Below are 22,128 nucleotides of genomic sequence, written 5' to 3'. Positions count from 1 at the left end.
GCCGCTCTCTCAGTCATGCTGAGGCGACGAAATGGTTTCATTCTGAGGTGGGCCGGCTGATTGGGCCGCCTCAGCTCTTGCCACCGGTACAGTTTCCGCAGCACTTTCAAGAACTCCCATCATTGGAGCAGAGACGTTGCCTAAGGCTGTGACCATCTGTTCGTAGTGCGTGTCATCAACCTCCTTCATCCAAGTGAAAATGTCGCCAATGACGTTGTGACTCTCTCCGACCAGATTTTCAAGCGAATCTTCACCGATCTCAATAACGGCGTTATGAGAATATTTGTTGATGAATCGGTAGATTTTTTCCTTTGTCTGAGGCGTGGTGATCGTGCATCCATTAAGGCCCTGTTGAAATAAGCCAGCCATGTCGCCTTTGTATACCGGGTACTTGAAACTGAAAAAAGACTCCAGAATCTTGCGCGCGAGGTTCGCAGTCAAGAATGCTTCATCACGGTCAACTTGTGCTTGCTCTCGATAGCTATAAAGACGACTGAAAATGTAATGGTATTCTGAGCTGTAGTCGTGCAGGCTCTTAGGCGCATTCTTCAAGGCAGACTTTCTAGGGCTTTCAGTGCTGGCTTCGATTACGTAGAAGAAGCAGTTTGCTGGCCTTGGAGGTCTTCTGTTTCTGCGATTTGTATTGGTGCCATCGAGCCAGTCTCTGATGAGTTTAAAGAAATTAAAGTTGTGAGTTAGTACAAAGAGCTGTAGCGCCGGGGTGCAGTGATACCTCAAATATGAATAGGCGTGGAACAGGTGATTGGAGTCAAAGCTAGATATGGGATCGTCTACTGCTATGATAAGTTTCGCAATGTCATTATCACCCTCTGAAAGCTTAGTTATGAAGTAGACGAATGCGATAGCTGTTTTTTCTCCTTCGCTCAAGTCTCTTGCGTGGCGCTGCTCGGCACCTCGAATTATTTCATAGCCAAGCATTTTGGGGTTGAAGCGAAGACACAGGTCGGTTCTACCTAAGAAGTTGTGAAGGTGCTTATTGAATTCATCAGCGCCAAGCACTTCATTTGACAGGGCAGCCTCAAGCTCTTGAATCTCTTTTTGACGGGCACTGGTATGATCCTGGAGCATACTAACTTGTTTGGAGATAGTGTCGCGCTTTTGGATTTTTGCGAAATAACCGAAATCTTTTACTTCCATTGCTGCGTAATGAAGCTCGATTTTTCTCTTAATAGCGCCGGTTTCGTTAGTGAAGTCTTCGGTCTTTCTATTATGGCGCGCAATCGTACTGTTCATCTGGGCTAAAACTGAGTTGAAGCCTTCGCATGCCTCGGCATCAATAGCAGGGGCCGTGAAGTCGGTACTAAATTGATCCGAAATTTTCTGCTGTAGCAACTCCTGCCATCGTGCTATCCCTCCGTTTATGCATGCTGCATGCAAGGAAAGCTTGGCTCCAGCGGTGGTGAATTCCGCCCGCATCTCCTCGTACAACTGCTCCTCTTGACCAATGTCGCCAATGTCGAGAACTTGCTGATTAAGCCATTGCTCAGCGCTGACGAGGCGGCTTTGGAATTGACGGTACTCGTCGCTGAAATGGGCATTGATTTCGTTAATTCGAGCTTGGTTCAGTGCCGCACCGCAAAATTCACAGCTTTCGGATTTGTGTCCGTTATGGATGGCAAGACCTGCCTGTACCCAGGATTGTATGTCAGGGTTCTCTTTAAGTCTCGTCAGCACAATGCTCGTGGCGGTTTGCTTCAGAAGAGATTCTAGGCGTGATTGGGCATCTTTAAGTTTCGTTGCGTCCAATTTATTAGTGATGCTAGAAACCTGCGATTTCGATACAGGCTTTGCGGCGACTACCAGCGCTACTAATTCATCATTTTGTAGTATAGATGATTGGTCTCGAACGGCTTCCGTATTAGATAGGATAAAATTCTCTAACTTGGTACGGTTGTAGTTAAGGTAATGACTGTCTTCTGTGCCGATGATCTGTAGGCTGGACTTGGTTCGTTTCGCGCTATCTGTTAAAAACTTCTGTAAGTCCGTAGTAGCTTTTGCTGTCTCCGAATTGGCCTTTTCGGCAGCCTTTAAATCAATCTCTTGTTGCGCCTTGAGCTTTTCAAGCTGTTTTCGATCATCGATTTTTTCTTTAGCGACCAGCAGTATGCTTTTGACAGAGTTGTCCCAGTCGATATTTTCTTTGATGAAGCCAGCGTTGAATGTGCGCACGATGGCGCTCGATTGTAAAATGTTCTTCTCTGTAATTATTGTGTTCTCATCCAATACTACAGAAAATTCACACTTTGGTTCGGTGCATGCTTGAAGGTTGCGACGTTTCTCTAAGGACTCGAAGACTTTAGAGAGAGTCGATTTTCCGCTGCCGTTCCAGCCGTAAATCAAATTAAATTTTCCAAATTCCTGCGTTGCCTCTCCATTGAAGTCCCTGAATATCCCAAAATTCTTTAGTTTTTTTATTTTCGTAATCATGGTTAGCGGTCCTTTCGCCGAACGTTGCTGAGTCAATGAAAAGCGTGTGGCATTGAGCCAGCTTAGAAATCGGCGCTGAATTTCGCAATGACGTGATTTGCTGCTTTGAGTAACTTGTTGATTGCCGTGACAAAATAGTTTGGGTTGTTGAGTTGACGACTAAAAAGCGCTCAGAAAAATGAGCTGAATAAGGGGGTAGCAGCGACCGGAGCTAGGCGTTAAACCGGGTCAGAGTGCACCTCCGACCAACCCAAAGCAGACTGCATGGCAGGCAATTTTTGGCGACTATTGTCTGCCGCCGTAGTTGACTGGCTAATTCAGAGATCAGCACGATCACCGTATTAGCGGCTGTGCGGCTCTTATCGCTCGCCCGGGATGATTTTTTCTGCCAGGACTTTCTTCGGAGATTTTCGCTGACTCATGTGAATGCCCCCCAGTTCAAGGCGCCTCTTATCAGATGGTAGTAATGCAAGGATTTACCCAGAAACGCCACCGCTGCGGGTACAGTCAGGACTGGGATGAAGTTCATGAATATCGAGACTCGTGGCGCACCTAGGTGAGCTATAGCGGTCATCCAAGCAATAGGTGCGATCACTGAATCGGCTATAGCCGCTTAGAGAAGGACTACACTCAAGCCCTTGGCGGCGCTCAGCATCGACGGTGACTAATCACGTCGGACCACAACTTCAGCGGCACCTCACCACTGGCGGCTTATGAAACTCGTACTCTCCCGCAAAGGTTTCGACTCCTCCGCCGGCGGAGTCCCTAGCCCGCTACTGGAAGGGCGACCAATCTCGCTCCCCATCCCCACACGTATGCCGACGCCCATCACCTTCGGCGACCTGACCGAACCGATCCCGACACTTATCGAACAGCTCACCCGAGGCCGATACACGAGAGCAACTCCTTGCCACCTCGATCCAGATCTTGATCCCCGCGTGCGCCCTCGCGCGCCTGGATGGCGCGGTGCGCTCGGTCAGCTTGCCGCAGCTCAAAGTCATCTCGCCGGGCAAGGTGTCGGCATCGGCGATTTGTTCCTCTTCTGGGGTCTGTTCCGGCCGGTGACGCAAATCCAAGGCCGCTGGTCATACGAGGGGCAACGCGAACATCGCGTATTTGGGTGGCTGCAAATCGGGGAGGTCTTCTCTCTGGGTGTCGATGGAACGCACGCGGCTGAGTGCTACCCTTGGCTCGAAGAACACCCGCACACCAGGGCCGGCTGGAAGGAAAACAACACGCTGTACATTGCTGCCGACCGTCTGATGCTGGACGGTGGCATAGCCCAGCGGCCGGGCTTCGGACTGTTCAAGACGGGCTTTCGACTGACCGAGAGTCATGCGCCGCGTCCGTCCATTTGGTCGGTACCTGACTGGTTGAACTTAGCACGCGGCGGAGTCGGCCTGACCTATCACCCGTCGCAGCGCTGGTCGTCGTCCGGGACTCTGGAGGCCGCTGCACGTGGTCAGGAATTCGTCGCAGACATCACGAATCGTGCCGATGCGCTCGCGTGGCTCGATCAGCTCTTTGCGCAGGAGGCATGTCGATGCGAGTCCACACGTATGTGATCGCCACGGACGCGGGCTCCGCGCCAAACTACGATCCGCCGGCCGTTACGCTGGCTGTCTGTAAGCCGCGCATCCGCAAGAAGGCAAAGGTCGGCGAGATCGTGCTCGCATTTGCAGGTTCGGAAATAAATCCCACCTCCCGCCACAGCGTTTGTCTGGGCCGGCATCGTCTCTGAGGTACTGACCTTCACCGAATACTGGAGCGACCGCCGTTTCGCCTCAAAGAAACCTGGCCGTACCGACGTACCGGACAATTTCTATAAGCCTACCGGTAACGGCGGCTTCGCTTGGCAATCCAATCCCGTTCACGGGCCTGAGGCCCAAGTTCGCGACACCGGCGGGCTGAACGTCCTCGTGTTCGATCACGCTTGGTGCTTCGGTGCCTTCGGTCCCCTTCTACCAGAGGATTTTGGTCTGCGTATGATCAACATCCGACGCGGGGAGAGGGTTGCCGATCTCACCGACTCCGTATGGCATCGCCTCGGAACGTGGCTGAATGCCCAGCCGCAAATCTCCATTGAGGTTGCCAGTAACCGCAAGTCGTGTCGCGGTTACACGGCCTGCGCGCTGCCGGTCTCACCGCCCCCCCCAACACGACGGCGATGCTGAAAGGCGGCAGCATCTACAGGGAGTTTTCATTTGAGCTAAAGGGCAGTAACCGGCCAAAAGAAGCGTAAAATCCTACCTCTCCCATCGACAAAGGGATGAATGAACTCACACTCATAATGGAGCACTCAGTTAGCGATCAGTGAATGCACATCGCTGCTAACTAACCATTGCATCAGATCGTCCATCAGTTGAGCCGGCCGGCGGGCCGTTGGTGCCATTCGCGGGGGGGCACGGTTAAAGGCGATTCGTAATGGCTTATCCGCTCACCTCCAATGGGGCTTTGGAGGTTTCATGTTTCAGAGGGATACCGGCAGCGCCTGCATCCAGCAAGCAATCATTATCCAAATCAAAGGGTAATACCCACAAACTCATCTCATCACCGTAATGGAAAACCGGTAGCGCCTTTTGCAACCCTGACCAATACGGATAAATCAGTACCAGCTTCGGCACGCCTGTGCCTTTTCGATATTTATGGCCATAGGCGAAAAGCTGATAGAAATCACTCTGACTGAGGTCGTAGTTCTTCTCACGCCTGCGTATATCAACTCGTTTCCACTTGGCGTCCAGAATCCAGCGTTGCCCGGGCGTATCGATGAGCAAGTCCGGCTTCAAGCAGAACATTCGAGCATTGTCGTGGCCGCACAGATACTGGCTGGCCGACTGCGGCTTTAACTCGGCAATTGGCTGCAACTGGTCTCGCAGCCAGTTCTCAACATAACGCTCAAACAGTTTTTCCATAGGGAATAACAGGCTCATCCCCCGCCATCCGCCACTCACGGCAATCGGCATCTGCTGATTAAGGATCAGCTCGCACCAAGGTTTGATTGCTTGGTAATAAGCCATCAAGCGATCACGACTCCAGGCACGTAAGTCCTGCGTCACCTGCCGGCTTGCAGGCACCTCTGCCAGTATGGTGCGCAGCTCACTGGCCAATCGCCAATTGGCGGCGTCCTCAGTGCTCTTTGCCACATGCTCCAACGCGAGTTTAAGCAAGCGGTTTTCCGCCCGGTCCGGCAGGAACACATCGTGACGAACCTGGAAGTGATGCTGCCGTCCCGGCGGCTGGCGAATCTGTGCCACCACATTGAGCTGCCCACGCAGAAAGCGCTGATCCTCTTCGACGCGCTGATAGTCGAAGCGAATGCCGCGCTTTACCAGAAGATCTAGCTCCCCCAGGAACTGTCCCATAACCCATTCCGTCAGTGGGGCATCGAATAGCTCCAGACCTGCCACCGAAACCTGACGCGGTTTCAGCGACAAAGCCGCTTGAATCAACTTACGCAGCAGGTCACGACTCTTGGCCTTGCAGCCATCCTGTTCAAAATGTTTGGGCAATACCTCCAATTTTGTTCCACAAGGCGTTTCAATTACACCTACATAGCTATCCCATTTGAGCGAACGTCGACCTTCGATCTGCAGCAAGGTTGCGCCACCCTGACTAAAGCTTGCGCTCAGCTCGCATAGCCAGTCGAAGGCAGTTTCAGATATCTGCGCACAGTCGAGATCACCAGGCGCAACCGCAGCTGTCGTGAGCCTGGCGTACTCACGAACTGTGACGTAAGCATTCAAACCTCCAACTCCTCAAGCGACTCGACAGAAACCTCGGCGTCGGCCTTGCACGCAATCACGCCGGCATAAGCAGAGACTCGACTAAACGCCAGCTCGTTAATACGCCAGACTTGATCCTGTGCAGGTACTTTCCCACCAAATAATGAGTTGAGATCCTGTTTCTGACGAAGCACAAAGCAGTCGGCTAAAGGTTTACGATGATCATTGAATACCCACTGGATGCGCTGCCAATCTTCAAAGAAATACTCCTGCAGTAGCGGAAGCACCTGATTGCGGAAAATCAGCTCCAACTGCGCCAGGCTGGAGGTTTTCAGCAACGGCATAAAGTAGGCGTGTCCCAAACAATGCTCGCGATCCAACAGCACTTCAATGCGCTGGTTCATCACCCGTAACAGTTGGCCAATATCCACGCCCGCCACAGACACACCGTCCAGAAGCTGCGGCTGTGGCAGCATCTCCTTGAAGGTAAATCGACGTCGCAGAGCGATATCCAGGCCAGCCAGTGATCGGTCGGCGGTGTTCATCGTGCCGATCAGGTAGACATTCTTTGGCACGCTGAAAGGCTTTTTCGAGTACGGGAGTTTCAGGCTCAGCGCCTCGTCTGCCCCCTCGCGTTTAGAAGGTTCGATCAGGGTGATCAGCTCACCGAAAATACGCGAGACGTTACCCCTGTTGATCTCATCGATGATGAGCACATAAGGCTCGTCCGTAGTGGCTGTCGCCACCGTCGGCTCAGCCGGCTGCACTCCCTGCTGCTGCAGATAGGAAAGCAAATCTGCCCAGGTGAAGCGATTCATGGCATAGACAGTTTTCAGCGTAAACTGCCGGCCATCGTTGAGCGGTAGGATGGACAGATTGATATCGCGATATAGCCAGCGCACCGAGCGCACATGCTGGTAATTAGCGATCATACCGGCAGGCACCTGCTCCTCGTAGCGATATTCACTGGTCACCACACCAATCGAACCGACCTGCTCAGCCGAATGGATACACAGCAAAATGTCCCCTACCGCCATCTGCTCGGCAAAGTAATTGAGCGTGCCCTTATCGCCAGCACCCAAGCCCTGGTAATACGGGCTCTGTTCGTAGTCCTCACGCATATCGCCGGTCTTACCCCAACCAATGCGTGCTTCGCCATTAGCCAGGCAGTAGCTTTTGCTGGGTGAAGCGCCAGTACCGTCAATGGAAATCTTCCAGATCGCCGGGTTGGCGAGCACACCCAGGTCAGTAGCCGCCCGCGTCCGCGCGTCATCACAAATGCGCTTAAATACGCCCGCTTCAATCGGGTATTTCAACTGTCCAGTTTCCGCGTCTGAATCGGCCCGAATACCTTCTACAAAATCTTCATAACTGAAGCTCTGGTGAAAGGTCACAAAGCGCACACGGTCGGCGGTAACGAATCGATCGAACTCCCTCTTCAAGCGCTCGCGTGTATCGGGGTCATTGCCACTGTTATGTACCATAAATTCAGGGGTTAGAATGGCCAGCGCCTGGTTGATGGTGGCGTAGGTTTTCCCGGTGCCGGGTGGGCCAAAAAGAATTTGGTTAAGGGCTGGCTCAATCGCCAGATTAGGCGTCGTCACGTTAAGCTCTTCTTGCTCGGCTTGGCCATAGTCACTGGGCACTAATCCTGTTCCATTCAGAGTCAATTGCTTCCCCTTTAGTACGTTGTCTGCCGAGTCAAACCACGTGCACATATCCGCCAGCGTGGGGCAGCGATTCGAGTCAATTTCCCAGGTTTGCTTTTTGGCTTCCATAAGTGCTCGGTGGTCGGCTATCCCACGCAATGAGCAACAAATCTTCCCGCCGTACCAATACAGTGTGAATACAGGTTTACCTTTCAGGCTGTCCTGCTCCCGAACACCAATACGGATATCTGCAGGGTTGATGTTCACCGTCCAGTGGTCGGCCTGTGGGTATCGTTGACGAAAACACTTCAATAGCGTCCAAACCCACACCTGTTCCTCAGATGTGCCTTTATTTAATAACTGCAACACCCGTTGATCGGCATAGCCGTCAATCGCGCCTTGTTGAAGCTGTCGCTGGTACTCCAGCCACTGCTTTAACCCACTCTGCACGTTGTTACTGTTGCTGGAACCAATTTGAGCGTGCTCACCACCCGGGCCGTATTCGCGGTTCAGATCTTCCAGTTCCTGGAGATCGGTGATCAGTAGTACATCGCTTCCCAAATGCCTAGTAATCGTATTAACGCCAGACAGATAATTGTTGGCGGTATTAAGCGCCTTCCCCATACTGACCAACCATTCTTTAAACAGTTTTCCTTGCACATCGCTCACGGGGCTTTCTCCAGCATTGTTTCAGCTCCGGCAGACGTAGCTGGCCGGAGATTCGGCGGGGTAAGAGGGGCGCGCGGAGTCGGGTTAGGGTTCTTTTAGTCCCCCATAACGACGGCCGCTATTGGCCGTTTTTGCCTGTCGTGAAGGACGGCAACCGACCCATAGCTGCCTGCGCAGCAATCCGTCGATGGGGGATCAAGACAATTACCCGCTTGCTGCCCCCCTATGGGATACCGTTGTCTAGTGGGCTATTCCCAAGTAAATGTCCGGCATAATAAAAATTTACTGGCTAATTAACTTAGATTGAGCCCTTGCGAGCGGATTCCTTTTTGTCAAAGAAATACTGCACCCGCTCAAAGGAGTTGCTGCACATGCTCACTGCTTCGTCCCAGTTATAGTACTCAGATCTTATGTTTGAATCACGCCAAACAGAGGTGAGGTAGTCTCTAAATTTTCCAGCCCTTGAAAAGCGGACCGCTAGTTCGGCGCTTCTCAGTGCTGTAGACATGTCCTGCTTAACGACCCGATCAAATATGGGTGTATCAAACAACATGGCTTCTAAGTAAGCAAAGTCTGCTGACCAGTAATGAATATGATAGATTCCGGTTGCGGTCGCTCTAAATGATGTTGGCATTTCGCCTATCAATCCTGTAACGTCCTCTTCAAAAGTAATGCGTTCGGAAGCTTCAATTAGCCTCTTGTTTGTCAGCGCACGAAGTTTTAGTTCAATTTGTGATACTGAAAACCCAAGCCCTTGGACTTTATCGAATATGACGGATGTAGCTACAAAGCCTTCTGTGTTTTTGAGAGTGTCAGCGCTGTTGAGCAATGATACTAGTATCGATGAAAGAAAGTGCTCTCTAGGATCGGCCTCGGCAACATCGAAAAGATTGAAGGCAATGGATCGATTTGGGTAATAGTTTATGTACTCCCCATAAATAATGGTTTTTACGAAATCGTGCACAGGTATTTTATACTTCTCCCCTGCAATCATCTCCTTAATAATTCTTTCGGAGTCTGCATTGGCACTGCCTATGTAATTTACAACTAATTCAACAGCCGTACGAACATTTCCGTTAGAAATATTATCAAGAAGCGTGATTAGTTCGTCAGTTTTATCTAGTGTATATAGGATGGCTTCTAGGAAGCTAGCTAATGAACTCATTCCTAATCTTGAGCTTCCAAGCTGGCCAATCGGAGTTTTTCCGCTTGCCATGCTTAATGCAAACCCAAGTCTTTTTTCAAGGACCAAGTCTATCCGCGGAGGTGATATTGTAAATGCTTTGGTTGGATAAGCGGCTAATGCGCCAGATCTTTTTGATTGATAAAATGTATGAGGTCTAACTGTAATAAATACAACGGCGCCCCAGCTTGACGCAATTTCTTCAGAAATAACAAAAGCTTCCTGCTGTACAGCCAAAGTTCGTTGGTCAGCATTATCAATAGCTATTACAACCTGTTTGTGTCGAGCTTTGGATATATGTTCAATGGATCTTTTTAAATGTTCAGGCTTGTTTTTTACTTTTTCCTTTAGGTGCTCTACCAATGCTTTTCTGTATGCCGGTGGATCAGTTTCCTCAAGGTCTCCGTCCAGTCCTCTTCGAAAACGTGCGACTTCGGCATGGTAGACGCCAAATATAAAGCTTGAGGCGTAAAGATCGACTTCGTGAAGGCCGAGCAGTTGACGCTCCGTTTCATCTATCACGAACTCTTTAATATTGTCGTAGAAGCTGGCTTGTCTACCTAGGTCGATATATATAAACAGTGCGTTTTCGAACTCTTCTTTAGCGGAAACGTAGATTAAGTTCTTTATGAAAGATGTCTTTCCTACACCTACGTCCCCAATTAAAACAATAGGGCGCTTGCTTGTGGTAAGGGCCAGTATTTCGTCCGAAAGCTTTGTTGTTTTTTTTCTATCGCCTTTCACAGGCTGCAAAGTAGGATTTGATTCTTCTGGAGAAAATAAAGCCGCATACCTATAACTGAGAATTTTTTTACTCAGCAAGGAATATTGAGAAAGCGCTCCAGCTTCGCAATAACATTTCTCATAGAAAGTTTTTTCGACGGATTCCTCTCCGAGGACATCCTCGAGAATAAGGTCTGAGATGATCTTTAAGCTGGCTTGAAAGTCACTTCTTTCTTTTAAATCGGGATATATTGGAAGCGATGTACTCAACTTGTTTGGTATACTGCTGCTGCCGCCAGAATTAAGGTACGTCATCAGCCTATTTTCTTTGATGGCTGTCTTGCTTAATAGGCTGTGTATTATATGAAAATCTTTTACTAACTGTTCCAAACTAGAAACAACAAAGCACTTTCCATCTAGTGGCTCAACACCATCTTGTCGGCTGCCAACAAATGCGATTAGTTGATGTCCGTTCGTGATAGCTGCATACGTCACCCCCCTATTAGAACAATATTCTTGAACTTGCCTTAGTGCTTCTTCGTTGTTTTTTGAAAGTTTATTTATTTGTTTTAAACTATGAACGTGTTTATGGTTACCCGCGGGCAGCTCGAAATGTTTAGATTGTCTTTTAGCTTCGTAAATCATTTTTCGAGGGGAGCCCAGTTCATAATCCGTGTAGTCTGGACCATTAGGGTTTTCGACTTTTATTTCCGAGTGATCCCACCCCAAACATTCCTTTAAGAAAATATCTATCAAATCGAAGCGGGTTTGTGCTTCGTTACGATCGTGAGGGTACTCGCTTGCAAGCTTTAATAGGTTTTGTGCTGCTTCATAGCCAGAGTCATAATCCATCACAACCTCATCTAATATTTGTACTTTAAAATTGAATTGCTAATTTGGCCGAGCTTACTGAAGATGAATAAGGGCCAGCCGTAAACCTAATTAGAAAAACCGTATAAGAAGGCTGACTCCTCAGGGTGTCTCCACGAATCTGGTGCTGATACATCGCTACATATTACGACTACGCTGACTTCGCTCAATTTTCAGGTCTCTGATTTTTGCCGAGAAATCGAATGTTCATTGACCGATGGATTCGGATTGAAGCACATTGCCACCACCAATGAAATGGGTGCTGCAGATATTTAAAGCGCTATACAAAGCGCAGCCGTGTACCTATGGCGCTCACGTGGCAACGGTGTGTGGGGGGGAACCATCGGATATTGCATCCACCTCCAAATGGCATCTGAACTGCCCTGATTGACAGGAATTCCACGCGCCAAGCCTAAAACCGTAATGGTGGCTCATTCCCGACCAAAAACAGGATGCGAAATCTTCTAAATTGAGCGATTGCCCTAGAAGCATTTGACTGGCTGCTTTTGGCCGATTCTGTTGAAAAAGCCGGCTTCGATTTACACCGCAGAAAAGTACGCGTCTGAGATTTAAATCTGTACGTTGCGCACGAGATTCGGTGGCTCAGATTTTACGTAGCAGCCTGCAAAATTGGCGTTTTCAGCACTCAATGCATGGGCAGTCAGCCAAGGTCGACTGTTTTCAACAGAATCGGCCGATGTCTGTCTGTCGCCACCTTCAGCTTTGGGTCGGATGATCGGCTCCCGATAGACGCGTTCCAGAGCAGCCAAGACCACCTTGCTGATCAGAACAAATGCGTACCTGCTGGTAGCGGATGCCAGCCACCTTTGTTCAGCCGCTTCTCCACTAGAGCCTTATACTCCTGCGGCTCAGGCGCGTCCTTGCGCTGATGACGGCGCTGATTGCACCGCTGGCAGGCGGCAGCAATATTGGACTGGGTATCTCTTCCGCCATCTTGCCTGGCGACTAGATGCTCGGCTGTGCACTTGAAGTGCCTAGCCTGCCGAAGGGAAAGGCCATGGCGGCGGGCGAAGGCCTCAGGAGTGTCGCGCCACATTTGGAAGCCGCAGTAATAGCAGCGGCCTCCTTGGCTATCGAACGCAGCGAAACGATGTTTGATAACTGATTTATGGGCCATGGCGGCCTCCTGTATGAAAAAGGAAGTCCGCTGCGCCTAAAGGCAAGAAACGGTACCAGTCGACTCACTCGAACCGGCCCAACATCGCCCCCTTAAGGGAACGACAAGAGCAAATCTACGCCAAATCAAAAGCAGTGATCAAGTAGTCTGGAGGCAACCCGAACTGGTCAAGTATTCCCGGACACCCATGCAGGCGAAATCATCACCAATCAACTGCGTAAAAAAATAAAGCCCGGTAGTTGTCCGGGCTCAGCACTACATGACCTGCGCGCCAGGCCACAGCATTCGGGCTTCAACCAAGGCTTCGGTATGAGTCATCGGCTCGCCGATCATTGTGAAGGGGCTGTACCCAGTCACGTGCACTGTCCAGTGACTGCGGCGGGCTTCACCATCGTTGGCCACAACTTCGACCATCAGCTCCAAACGGTGCAACTTGATATAGAGGCGCTCCTCCTGTGTCAGCCTGCTGGATGGTGAGACGCTTAAGCGGTTGCCCACCACCTCGGCACTGAACCCACGATCATGGAGATAGTCGATAACTCCCATCAGAAGGCCTCCGCGTCGGATTCATCGAAGGCCATGTCCGGCGAAGTACTGGTGGTGTCGGGGGATAGTTGCCGACCCGAAGTCCTGCAAGTCCCAATGTCCTGCTCGAGGTGATCGTCTGGCAGGACATCAGGACTTGCAGGACATTGCTTCGATAACTTTCTCCCGATGCCCCACTTCACCGTCCCCCCAGATTTACCCAAGGGTTTGCACTCGATGCCTATCTGCCGAAGAGCTGGAGCGGCACGTCGCAGGGCGTCCCCTAGCCCCTTCGCGGAACGCGGCCACGAATCGCAGCCGGTTGGACGGTACTGGTCCAGGGTACGCAGAATCTCCTTTACCGGGGCGGTCACTCCGTGCGGACGCGCCTCGACCAGTTCCACTACGGCGGCAGCTACCGGGCTAGCGTCAATGGTGCGAGCCAGACTTTCCTGCCGACTGGAAATGAACTCCTGCAGGAAATCCTCGGGCTCATGTCCCGCTGCGGCGGCGACAGCCATACCGAGGCGAGCGAATTCAACCAGCCGCGGACGCTCGTCAGCGGGGATGTGCATCTGCGGCGCTAACTCCAACGCCTTGGCGAAAATATCCAGCAGCGCCCCCAGCAAACACGGACGCTCGGCTTCGTACTCCCGCCAAAGGTCTGTCACTTCCAGCCGCTCGCTGATAACGGGCGTCTCGATAGTGATCGTTCTGTCCACTAGATCTTGCGCCGTGACTGCCGCAGATATTCCATTCAGCACGACGGGGCGCTTCACGCTGATAACACTTTCCTCGGCATCCGAGTACAGCTTGCGCTTGGCAAAGCCGCCTCCGGTTGCCAATACACACATGGCATCCTGAGTTGCTGCGGGCAAGTGCGAGACGTTCTCCAAGCTCACTACCGCACACATACGAGCAGAAATGAATAGGTCCTCCGCCGACTTCGGTGCGCTGCGTAATGGGCAGGAATTCGGATCAATAAGCTGGCGCAGCGCTGTTTGTGTCGTGCTCTTGGCGCTGCCCTGCTCGCCCAGCAGCTCCAGCACTGGATAAGGTGTATCAGGACGCAGGCATTCGATCAGCCAAGCCAGGGCCAGCAGACGGGAGCCGCGCGGGATGTTCGCCACGTGCCAAAGTTGCTCGATCGATCCACCTGGAACTGGAGCCGGAATCGGCTGCATGGATTCAGGCCGAACGAACATGGCCTCGGGTGACTCGACGATCTCCCACTTACCCGGCCGGATGCGAACCGCTCGGCTACTGCCTGGTCCAGCCAGGTCGAGAAAATAATCACCAGCGGCACCAGCAGTGCGCCGGTGTACCTCCTGACAGTCTCCATGGAATCGACCGAGGCCGGCCAGGGTGCTCAGCGCCTCCCGGACCGATTGTTCTCGGGGCGCTTTTCCGCTGTCGGAGTAAAAACCGGCGACCAGTGCATCTCGGAACTGGCGCGTGTCTAGATTACGCACCTCGCCCGTAGCGCGATCCCGGGCGAAGACGTCCTTGTTCTCATCGTGGAACAACTCAAAGCGTTGCTCCACGAACTTGACCAGCAGAGAAGCCTGGCTCTGTTTTTCGTCAGCATCATCACCGGGCTCGAAGTGTTCCTCGACTGGCTGCTGATCGTCGCCTTCGAACTGGTGATTGTCGGGAGCGTCCGCCATTTGCAGGAGTTGCTCGACGGTGCCGCCCGCGTCCAGCCAGTCGGATACGTCGCCCTTCGGCAACAGACCTGGAAGGCTGAGCACGCGAACTTCTGCCTCGGCCTGACTCAGTGCCCGACAAACCTTGTCGGCGTGTTGACGTCCCGGCTCGTCGTTATCCGCCAGAATCACTACGTGGCGGCGCGCGAAATGTTTGTTGAGCGCATTAGGCCACTTGCCAGCGCCGCCGGCGTTGCAGGTTGCGACCAACCCCAGTGACTCCAGGCGCAACACATCCTTCTCGCCCTCCACGACAAACACTGGCGTATCCCACGGCGCGTCCAGCAATTGCGGCAGACGGTAGGGAACCTGACGCACGCCCTTCACTGACCACATCCAGCCGCCTTTTCCGTCCGGGCAGCGCTGGCGAAAGGCCTTTGGTTCGTAGCGGACAACTTGAAACAGATCGTTGCCGTCTTCGTCTGTGTAGTCATACCAAGCCGACATGCGACGGCTGGCCGGTAGGACATCAGGACTTCCAGGACATGGTGCCGGCCGATTTTCTTTTAAGCCGTGCTGCTCAAGCCAGCCCATTTGCTCGGCCCAACTTGTGATGCCGGTTTCCTTGGCAATCAAATGCAATACGCCACCACCGCTTCCGTCTTCGTGCGAGTGCCATACCCCCTTTTCCAGATCGACGGATAAAGAGCCATGCGCTCCGAACCGAAGCTCGCTCGGCTTGCTCATTGCGGCATTTGGCTCGCCAAGAAGGTACCGGGCTACTGGCCCAATCATGGATTTCAGCCAAGCCGATCCCGCCGGCGCATGGGCGCCGTTTTGACTTTTCATGGGTTACACCCCGCGCTGCTTGGCTTTGCGCCAGGACCAATTAGAAGGAGACGGGAAGAAATCAACGTGCAGGGCGGCCATTACGCGAAGCTTCCAGGAAGCTGTAAGCGATGATGAATGGCTCATACTGCGTCTCTCGCTTCAATCTTGGTCCGTAACCAAGCCTCCACCTCAGCCAAGACGTAATAAGCCGCGGCTTGTCGGCTTTCGTTGGCCTTAATTGGCTTCGGGAACGTCGGGTCTTTCTTGCGGAGTTTGTCTAGGCCAGAGCGGGACAGGTCCAGCCATAGACAGAGCGCTGGCTGACGGATGAGAGCTTTCGGGGGAATTGTTGCTGGCTGCATTTGAGTGACTCCGTATCGGGTACAGAGTCATTTTTGTTGAACCCCCGATTGCTGTCGCAGTGCTCAAAAGAGATTAGTTAGAGGCTTATTTCCCCCCTTTTTGCACGTCGGATCAATTTTTCATATTCGACAATGTCCGCTGGCACCTCGACTCCTGCAGCAACGAGAAGCTCTCGGGCGAGCTCTGCTGCTTTGCGTTTGGTCATCTTCGCTAAGGAAGACTGCCGTAGCTTGTCCGCGGTATCAGCCAACAAATCATCTCGCGGATACTTCGGCTTCACGCCACGAATAGTTGGAGCCGCCTCCAACTTCTGCTCGGTAATGTCCAACACATCGGACACCATGGCGGCCTTCGCCATAAGGTCAGAAAGCAAGCCACCGCTGAAAAAGCACCCATGGCTTCGCCAGCAGGCGTCGTTGATGTAACCCTCGGCGAAAGGAGGGAGATTGTTTAGCCCCCGTAACGTTTCCTGAAGATGCAGTTGCACCTGCCGCACATGGCGAAGTTCTTCGTGGCGCGCGGGGCCTTTTTCCGTTTCGCGGATGACCGCTCTGTAGGACCCAAGCCTTTCCTTGAACCATTCCTGAAGATCGCCGTCGTGATGTCCGGCCAAGTCAGCGATAATTGCCCGCGCAGCATCAGACAGGCTTTCATCGACCAAATCACCTGTACCCCATTCGGGTTGATTGTCGAATACTGGAAGTGCCTTTGATCGCTTGCCCTTTTTTATTGCCATGCTTGTAGCCCCCTCTCCACGCTCACCACATCAGTGTTCCGGTGTGCAAAATCATAGGGCGTGATGTGCTTTTCCCGGTTGGCGTCCAGGTAGTCAGCCCACCACGTCATCATCCGTCGGCGCTCTTCCAAGTGCTCAGCCTTGTGGATGTAGGCCGCGCGCACGCCGTTGCGCTCTTGGTGGCTCATTTGCCGCTCAACCGCGTCACGCGACCATAGGCCGGACTCGACCAACGCGGAACAGGCCATAGTGCGGAAACCGTGCCCGCAAACCTCTATCTTGGTGTCGTACCCCATACGGCGCAGTGACTTGTTTACGGTGTTCTCCGACATTGGCCTCCAGTGGTAGTGATCGCCCGGCAACACCAGATCAAAACGCCCGCTTAGCCGGCGTATCTGCTGTAGCACTTCAAGCGTCTGGCGTGACAACGGGACAAGGTGCGGAGTCCCCATCTTGGCTCCTCGGTGCGACCTCTTGACGCCCTCGATTGGTGCCCGTTCACCGGGAATCGTCCACATGCTCCGGGTAAAGTCGAACTCAGACCAGCGGGCAAAGCGCAGCTCACTAGAACGAATGAACACCAGTAGAGCGAGGCTCACAGCAAGACAGGTAAGCGGTCGTCCGGTGTCAGCCTCGCAGCGTTGCAACAACTCCGGCAACCGCTCAAGGGGCAAGGCCGGGCGGTGTTTGGTCTTGCGGGTGGCAGTCCCCCCCACCAGATCAAGCGCCGGGTTGTATTCAATGAAATCGCGCTGAACGGCGATTCGCATGATTCCGGCGATGCGCTGGCGCAGTCGCCCAACCACATCAAGCGCGCCGCGCTTCTCTACCGCCTTCAGACAGGCCAGCAGGTCGCTGGTTTTCAGGTCGGATACGGGACGTTTGCCCAGCATGGGGAAAAGATCGACCTCGATCTCTTTCAGCACCCTGACCGCGTGATCCTTCGACCATTTGCCGGCCATGCTGGCATGCCATTCCAGGGCCAGCGCCTCAAAGGTGTTCCCCGCCTCATTGGCCGCCTCGATCTTTGCTTGCTTAGCACTCTCGATGGGGTCTTGGCCATGCGCCAGCAACTCGAGTGCATCGGCTCGACGCGCGCGGGCGGCTTTCAGAGTGAGAGCCGGGTAGTTGCCGAACGTGACCAGACCGGGCTTACCGCTTGGCTTTTTATATTTGAAGCGCCAGACCTTGGTGCCGGTAGCCCTTACAAGCAAAAAAAGCCCTTGCCCGTCGAACAGGGTGTAGTTCTTTGCGCGGGGTTTGGCGGCCTCGCATTTGGGGTCAGTAAGAGGGGTTACGGTGCGCGCCATAGGTATACGCCTCGATATCGAACCGATATATACCTAAACGTATACCTAAATCGTGGGGCTGTACAGGAACATACGGGGATATTCAGACACAAAAAAACCGGCTATAAGGCCGGTTTCTCTAGGTTTCAGGTGTTTACGGGGACATCTGAAATCATACTATTGGTGCCCGAAGCCGGAATCGAACCGGCACGCCCTTACGAGCGGGGGATTTTAAGTCCCATGCGTCTACCAGTTTCGCCATTCGGGCGGTAGCGCGGTAAAGCAGTCTGAAGACTGGCCAATAACGATCTGGCAGTTCTGACGCTTGTGCAACAGAGGGGGAAATATATACATCCCGCCCCGGTGAAGCAAGTTCGCAAAGATCCTTTTCAAGACTAAATCTTGCAGGACTGCGAAAATAAAAAAGCTCCGTAGATCATGGATCTACGGAGCTCGTTTAAAGTGGAGGCCGAGGTCGGAATCGAACCGGCGTAGGTGGATTTGCAATCCACTGCATAACCATTTTGCTACTCGGCCTCAAACATCTGATGTCAGTAGCACAACATCAAACGTGTAAACTCGTATCTGGAAACAAGATTCTAATCTAGCTTCCAACCCCTTGAAATCTAAGGGGTTTTCGTGTTCCCTAAGCAGGAATGGACGCAATTCTGGACTGGTTCGAAAGGCATGTCAAGAACTGGAGGAAAATAATTCCGACGTCCTCAATGCCCGCGAATGTAATGCTCCAACTGCCGAATCAAATCAGCCTGCTCGACGATGGCCTCCTTGACCAGATCGCCGATCGACAACAGCCCGATCAGCTCGCCGCCCTCCACCACCGGCAAATGGCGCAAATGACTGTCGGTCATGACCGCCATGCAACGCTCGATACTCTGCTGACTGTCGGCGGTCACCACCGGCGCGCTCATGATCTCGCGCACTGGCGTACCGACCGAAGAGCGGCCCTGCAGAACCACCTTGCGCGCATAGTCACGCTCGCTGATGACGCCGACCACCTGCCCGTCTTCGATGACGGGCAACGCGCCGACGTTCTTCTCGGCCATCATTTTCAGGGCGTCGAGGACCATCTGATCCGGTGCGATGCTGTGCACCTGCTGGTTTTGCACGACTTTGAGTTTCAGCAACTGTGCGGCTGTCTTCATCAACGTTCTCCGATACGGTTCAGGGCGGCAGTCAAGCCGCCGCGACTTCCACGATGCCGGCGTTCAGGCGCACCGGCCAGACCCGCAAGCGCTGCTCCGGGTACTCCAGGCAACTGCCGTCTTCGAGACGGAAATGCTGCTTGTAGATCGGCGAAGCCACCACCAGATCGCCCTTGAGGCTGCCGATCAATCCGCGGCCGATGACGTTCGCGCCGGATTGTGGATCATGGTTGTCGATCGCGAAGAGGGTGCGACCCTCGGCCTGCGGCAGGTAGAACAGCGCCACCTGGGCGCCGTCGAGCCAGACGACAACGCCGGAGTTGCTGACCAGATCCTGCTGGCTGCACACCGCTTGCCAAGCCTGAGCATTGGCCGCGGTTGCAAGGGTATCGACACGCTGGGTAGTGGACTGGCTCATCAGGCATTCTCCTCGGTGACAGGGATAAGGTTGAGTTCGGCGGCCATGATCGGCCGGCGTTGACCGCGTTCCTGAACAAAATGGATGTCCGGGTCCGGGCGCTGATCGTTGACGAAGGTACGGAAGCGCTTGAGTTTTTCCGGGTCTTTGAGGGCGTTGGCCCATTCGCATTCGTAGCGGTTGACCACCAGTTGCATCTGCGATTCAAGTTCCGCGCCAAGTCCCAGGCTGTCTTTGATGATCACGTCCTTGAGGTAATCCAGGCCACCCTCCAGGCTTTCGCGCCAGACCGAAGTGCGCTGCAGCTTGTCGGCGGTGCGGATGTAGAACATCAGGAAGCGGTCGATGTAACGGATCAGGGTTTCATCGTCGAGGTCGGTGGCGAACAGCTCGGCGTGGCGTGGGCGCATGCCGCCGTTACCGGCCACGTAGAGGTTCCAGCCGTTCTCGGTGGCGATCACGCCCACGTCCTTGCTTTGCGCCTCGGCACATTCACGGGTGCAGCCGGAGACCGCGAACTTGAGCTTGTGCGGCGAGCGCAGGCCTTTGTAGCGGTCCTCGAGGGTCAGGGCCATTTTCACGCTGTCCTGCACGCCGTAACGGCACCAGGTGCTGCCGACGCAAGACTTCACCGTGCGGGTCGATTTGCCATAGGCGTGCCCGGTTTCGAACCCCGCCTCGATCAGCTCGGACCAGATGTCCGGCAACTGATGCAACTGCGCGCCGAACAAGTCGATGCGCTGGCCGCCGGTGATTTTGGTGTAGAGGTCGTATTTCTTCGCCACCACGCCGATCGCGATCAGCTTGTCGGCGGTGATCTCGCCCCCGGCGATGCGCGGCACCACCGAATAGGTGCCGTTTTTCTGCATGTTGGCCATGAAGGTGTCGTTGGTGTCCTGCAACGGCACCAGCGAGGCGTCCATGATCGGCTGGTTCCAGCACGAGGCGAGAATCGAACCCACCGCCGGTTTGCACACGTCGCAACCGGTGTGGCCACGGCCGTGCTTGGCCAGCAGTTCTTCGAAGGTGATCACCCCTTCTACCCGCACCAGCGCATAAAGCTCCTGACGGGTGTAGGCGAAGTGTTCGCACAGGCTCTTGTCGACACTGACGCCACGGGCAATCAATTCATGTTCGAACACTTGCTTGAGCAGCCCGGCGCAACCGCCGCAACCGGTGCAAGCCTTGGTCTGTGACTTGAGCAGGCCCAAGTCGGTGCAGCCACCGTCGATGGCCGAGCAGATCGAGCCCTTGGTGACGTTATGGCACGAGCACACGGTCGCCGACTCGGGCAACGCGCCCGGGCCCAGGGTTGGCGCGCCGGCGGACGAAGGCAGGATCAAGCTGGCCGGTTCCGACGGCAAGGCAATGCCGTTCTGCATGTATTGCAGCAGGGTGTCGTAATAGCTGTTGTCGCCGACCAGCACCGCGCCGAGCACGCGCTTGCTGTCAGCATCCACCACCAGGCGGCGATAGCTCGCGGTTGCCTCATCGATGAACTGGTAGCTGCGCGCACCCGGCGTCTGGGCGTGAGCATCGCCGATGGAGCCAACATCGACGCCGAGCAGTTTGAGCTTGGTCGACATGTCGGCGCCCTGGAACGGCTCCGCCACTTGATTGCACAGCAGCGACGCGACGCCACGGGCCATCTGATAACCGGGAGCGACCAGACCGAAGAGGCTGCCATTCCAGGCGGCGCACTCGCCGATGGCATAGATGTTCGGATCGCTGGTCAGGTACTGATCGTCGATCACCACGCCGCCACGCGGACCGATGTCCAGCGCACATTGGCGGCCCAGCGCATCTTGCGCACGGATGCCGGCGGAGAACACGATCAGGTCGGCTTCGAGGAATTCTTCATTGGCAAAATTCATCCGGTAGCGGTACTGCTCGCCGGCACTGATCGACTGCGTGCCACGGGACAAGTGCACACCCACGCCGAGCCGCTCGATCTGCGCCTTCAGCGCCAGGCCACCCTGCTCGTCCAGTTGCACTGGCATCAGGCGCGGGGCAAATTCCACCACATGCGCTTCCAGGCCCAGGCTTTTCAGGGCGTTGGCGGCTTCCAGACCGAGCAGACCACCGCCGACCACCACGCCACGCCGGGCATTGGCCGCTGCGGCACGAATGGCGTCGAGGTCTTCAAGGGTGCGATAGACCAGGCGCGAGTCACCTTCAGCACCTTCAATAGGCGGCACAAAGGGATAAGACCCGGTGGCCAGAACCAGTTTGTCGTACGAGACGCAACCTTGGGATGTGATCACCTGACGGCGGTTGCGGTCGATTTCCAGTACCGGTACGCCCAGATGCAGGGTAACGCCCGGTGTCTGGTACAGAGAGGCTTCGCCCAGGGCCAGCGACTCGGCATCGCGACCGCCGAAATACTCGGACAGATGCACACGGTCATAGGCACGCATCGGCTCTTCGCTGAAAACGTGCAGCCGATAGTGGTCGAGGGCGCCGCGCTCGATGAGCTGCTCGACACAATGGTGGCCGACCATGCCATTGCCGATCACGATCAGCGTTTGCAGTTTGTTCAACGCGGCAACATTGGAATTCATAGTAAGCACCCAGCCAAAGCCAATCACGGTTAAAAAAGCAAAAAAAAACGCCTGAAACCTCTCGGTTTCAGGCGTCTTTGCCTGTTCTTCGCGGTGTTCGACCTGGCGTCTTCGCCTGATCCACCGATGTTGCCCACGACCTGCTCGGCCGGTCGATCTTCGTTGATCGAGTGGGCTGCCCATCTTTTTCAGGA

General features: G+C 54.0%; 18 protein-coding genes and 2 tRNA genes. 3 read left to right on the top strand and 17 right to left on the bottom strand.

Features of this window, described 5'->3' with window-relative positions:
* Positions 1-9: 9 nt before the first annotated feature.
* Together MEB48_RS00535 and MEB48_RS29290 are read right to left on the bottom strand one after the other, a co-directional pair.
* Positions 10-2,448, bottom strand: a complete 2,439-nt coding sequence (locus MEB48_RS00535; RefSeq protein WP_237880873.1) for an AAA family ATPase — start codon at positions 2,446-2,448, stop codon at positions 10-12.
* 418 nt (positions 2,449-2,866) lie between these two features.
* Entirely contained in the window at positions 2,867-3,055 is a 189-nt protein-coding gene (locus MEB48_RS29290; protein WP_442969047.1) for an EamA family transporter, read from the bottom strand.
* 106 nt (positions 3,056-3,161) lie between these two features.
* Here MEB48_RS29290 and MEB48_RS00530 point away from each other — a divergent pair, with 106 nt between their 5' ends.
* From MEB48_RS00530 to MEB48_RS29280, 3 genes are read left to right on the top strand one after another with little or no spacing between them, the layout of a single operon-like run.
* Positions 3,162-4,013 carry a hypothetical protein gene (locus MEB48_RS00530; protein WP_237880870.1) on the top strand — a complete coding sequence of 284 codons (852 nt, stop codon included), beginning with the start codon at positions 3,162-3,164 and terminating at the stop codon, positions 4,011-4,013.
* Positions 3,986-4,189 carry a hypothetical protein gene (locus tag MEB48_RS29285; RefSeq protein ID WP_442969039.1) on the top strand — a complete coding sequence of 68 codons (204 nt, stop codon included), beginning with the start codon at positions 3,986-3,988 and terminating at the stop codon, positions 4,187-4,189. Before MEB48_RS00530 ends, MEB48_RS29285 begins: the two co-directional genes overlap by 28 nt.
* The gene (locus MEB48_RS29280; protein ID WP_442969046.1) at positions 4,143-4,622 is read left to right on the top strand and encodes a hypothetical protein; all 480 of its coding nucleotides are present in this window, start codon (positions 4,143-4,145) and stop codon (positions 4,620-4,622) included. The genes MEB48_RS29285 and MEB48_RS29280 overlap by 47 nt, the downstream gene beginning before the upstream one ends.
* Before the next feature lie 35 nt (positions 4,623-4,657).
* On the opposite strand, the gene MEB48_RS29180 is transcribed toward MEB48_RS29280, so the two are convergent.
* The 15 genes from MEB48_RS29180 to nirB all read right to left on the bottom strand — a co-directional run bounded on the left by MEB48_RS29180 (position 4,658) and on the right by nirB (position 21,934).
* Positions 4,658-4,747: a Fic family protein gene (locus tag MEB48_RS29180; protein WP_330932679.1), complete on the bottom strand. Its 90-nt coding sequence runs from the start codon at positions 4,745-4,747 to the stop codon at positions 4,658-4,660.
* A gap of 130 nt (positions 4,748-4,877) precedes the next feature.
* Entirely contained in the window at positions 4,878-6,191 is a 1,314-nt protein-coding gene (locus MEB48_RS00520; RefSeq protein ID WP_237880869.1) for an McrC family protein, read from the bottom strand.
* Positions 6,188-8,488 carry an AAA family ATPase gene (locus MEB48_RS00515; RefSeq protein WP_237880867.1) on the bottom strand — a complete coding sequence of 767 codons (2,301 nt, stop codon included), beginning with the start codon at positions 8,486-8,488 and terminating at the stop codon, positions 6,188-6,190. Before MEB48_RS00515 ends, MEB48_RS00520 begins: the two co-directional genes overlap by 4 nt.
* Positions 8,489-8,786: 298 nt before the next feature.
* Positions 8,787-11,246, bottom strand: a complete 2,460-nt coding sequence (locus MEB48_RS00510) for a hypothetical protein (RefSeq protein ID WP_237880865.1) — start codon at positions 11,244-11,246, stop codon at positions 8,787-8,789.
* An 802-nt stretch (positions 11,247-12,048) separates the two neighbouring features.
* Entirely contained in the window at positions 12,049-12,402 is a 354-nt protein-coding gene (locus tag MEB48_RS00505) for an HNH endonuclease (protein ID WP_237880863.1), read from the bottom strand.
* A 255-nt stretch (positions 12,403-12,657) separates the two neighbouring features.
* On the bottom strand, positions 12,658-12,948 hold the full coding sequence (locus MEB48_RS00500) for a hypothetical protein (RefSeq protein WP_230139146.1): 291 nt from the start codon (positions 12,946-12,948) through the stop codon (positions 12,658-12,660).
* Positions 12,948-15,422 (bottom strand): toprim domain-containing protein, encoded by a 2,475-nt coding sequence (locus tag MEB48_RS00495; RefSeq protein ID WP_237880861.1) that lies wholly within the window; start codon positions 15,420-15,422, stop codon positions 12,948-12,950. The genes MEB48_RS00500 and MEB48_RS00495 overlap by 1 nt, the downstream gene beginning before the upstream one ends.
* A gap of 122 nt (positions 15,423-15,544) precedes the next feature.
* A complete protein-coding gene (locus MEB48_RS00490; RefSeq protein WP_063321337.1) occupies positions 15,545-15,766 on the bottom strand; it encodes a helix-turn-helix transcriptional regulator in 222 nt (73 codons plus the stop codon).
* Positions 15,767-15,843: 77 nt separating this feature from the next.
* A complete protein-coding gene (locus MEB48_RS00485) occupies positions 15,844-16,503 on the bottom strand; it encodes a hypothetical protein (RefSeq protein ID WP_237880859.1) in 660 nt (219 codons plus the stop codon).
* A complete protein-coding gene (locus MEB48_RS00480; RefSeq protein ID WP_237880857.1) occupies positions 16,494-17,813 on the bottom strand; it encodes a tyrosine-type recombinase/integrase in 1,320 nt (439 codons plus the stop codon). The genes MEB48_RS00485 and MEB48_RS00480 overlap by 10 nt, the downstream gene beginning before the upstream one ends.
* A 160-nt stretch (positions 17,814-17,973) precedes the next feature.
* Positions 17,974-18,060 (bottom strand) — tRNA-Leu (locus MEB48_RS00475).
* A gap of 195 nt (positions 18,061-18,255) precedes the next feature.
* Positions 18,256-18,329, bottom strand: a tRNA-Cys gene (locus MEB48_RS00470).
* Positions 18,330-18,514: 185 nt separating this feature from the next.
* Positions 18,515-18,955 carry a CBS domain-containing protein gene (locus MEB48_RS00465; protein ID WP_237880855.1) on the bottom strand — a complete coding sequence of 147 codons (441 nt, stop codon included), beginning with the start codon at positions 18,953-18,955 and terminating at the stop codon, positions 18,515-18,517.
* Positions 18,956-18,986: 31 nt separating this feature from the next.
* Positions 18,987-19,373, bottom strand: coding sequence for a nitrite reductase small subunit NirD (nirD, locus tag MEB48_RS00460; RefSeq protein ID WP_237880853.1), 387 nt, complete (start codon positions 19,371-19,373; stop codon positions 18,987-18,989).
* Positions 19,373-21,934, bottom strand: coding sequence for a nitrite reductase large subunit NirB (nirB, locus tag MEB48_RS00455; RefSeq protein WP_237880851.1), 2,562 nt, complete (start codon positions 21,932-21,934; stop codon positions 19,373-19,375). The genes nirD and nirB overlap by 1 nt, the downstream gene beginning before the upstream one ends.
* Positions 21,935-22,128 lie beyond the last annotated feature (194 nt).

It is taken from the genome of Pseudomonas sp. PGPR40 (assembly GCF_022014505.1).
GTDB lineage: Bacteria > Pseudomonadota > Gammaproteobacteria > Pseudomonadales > Pseudomonadaceae > Aquipseudomonas.
Note: the sequence above shows the minus strand (reverse complement) of the source record. Positions and strands in the feature narration are given on the sequence as shown.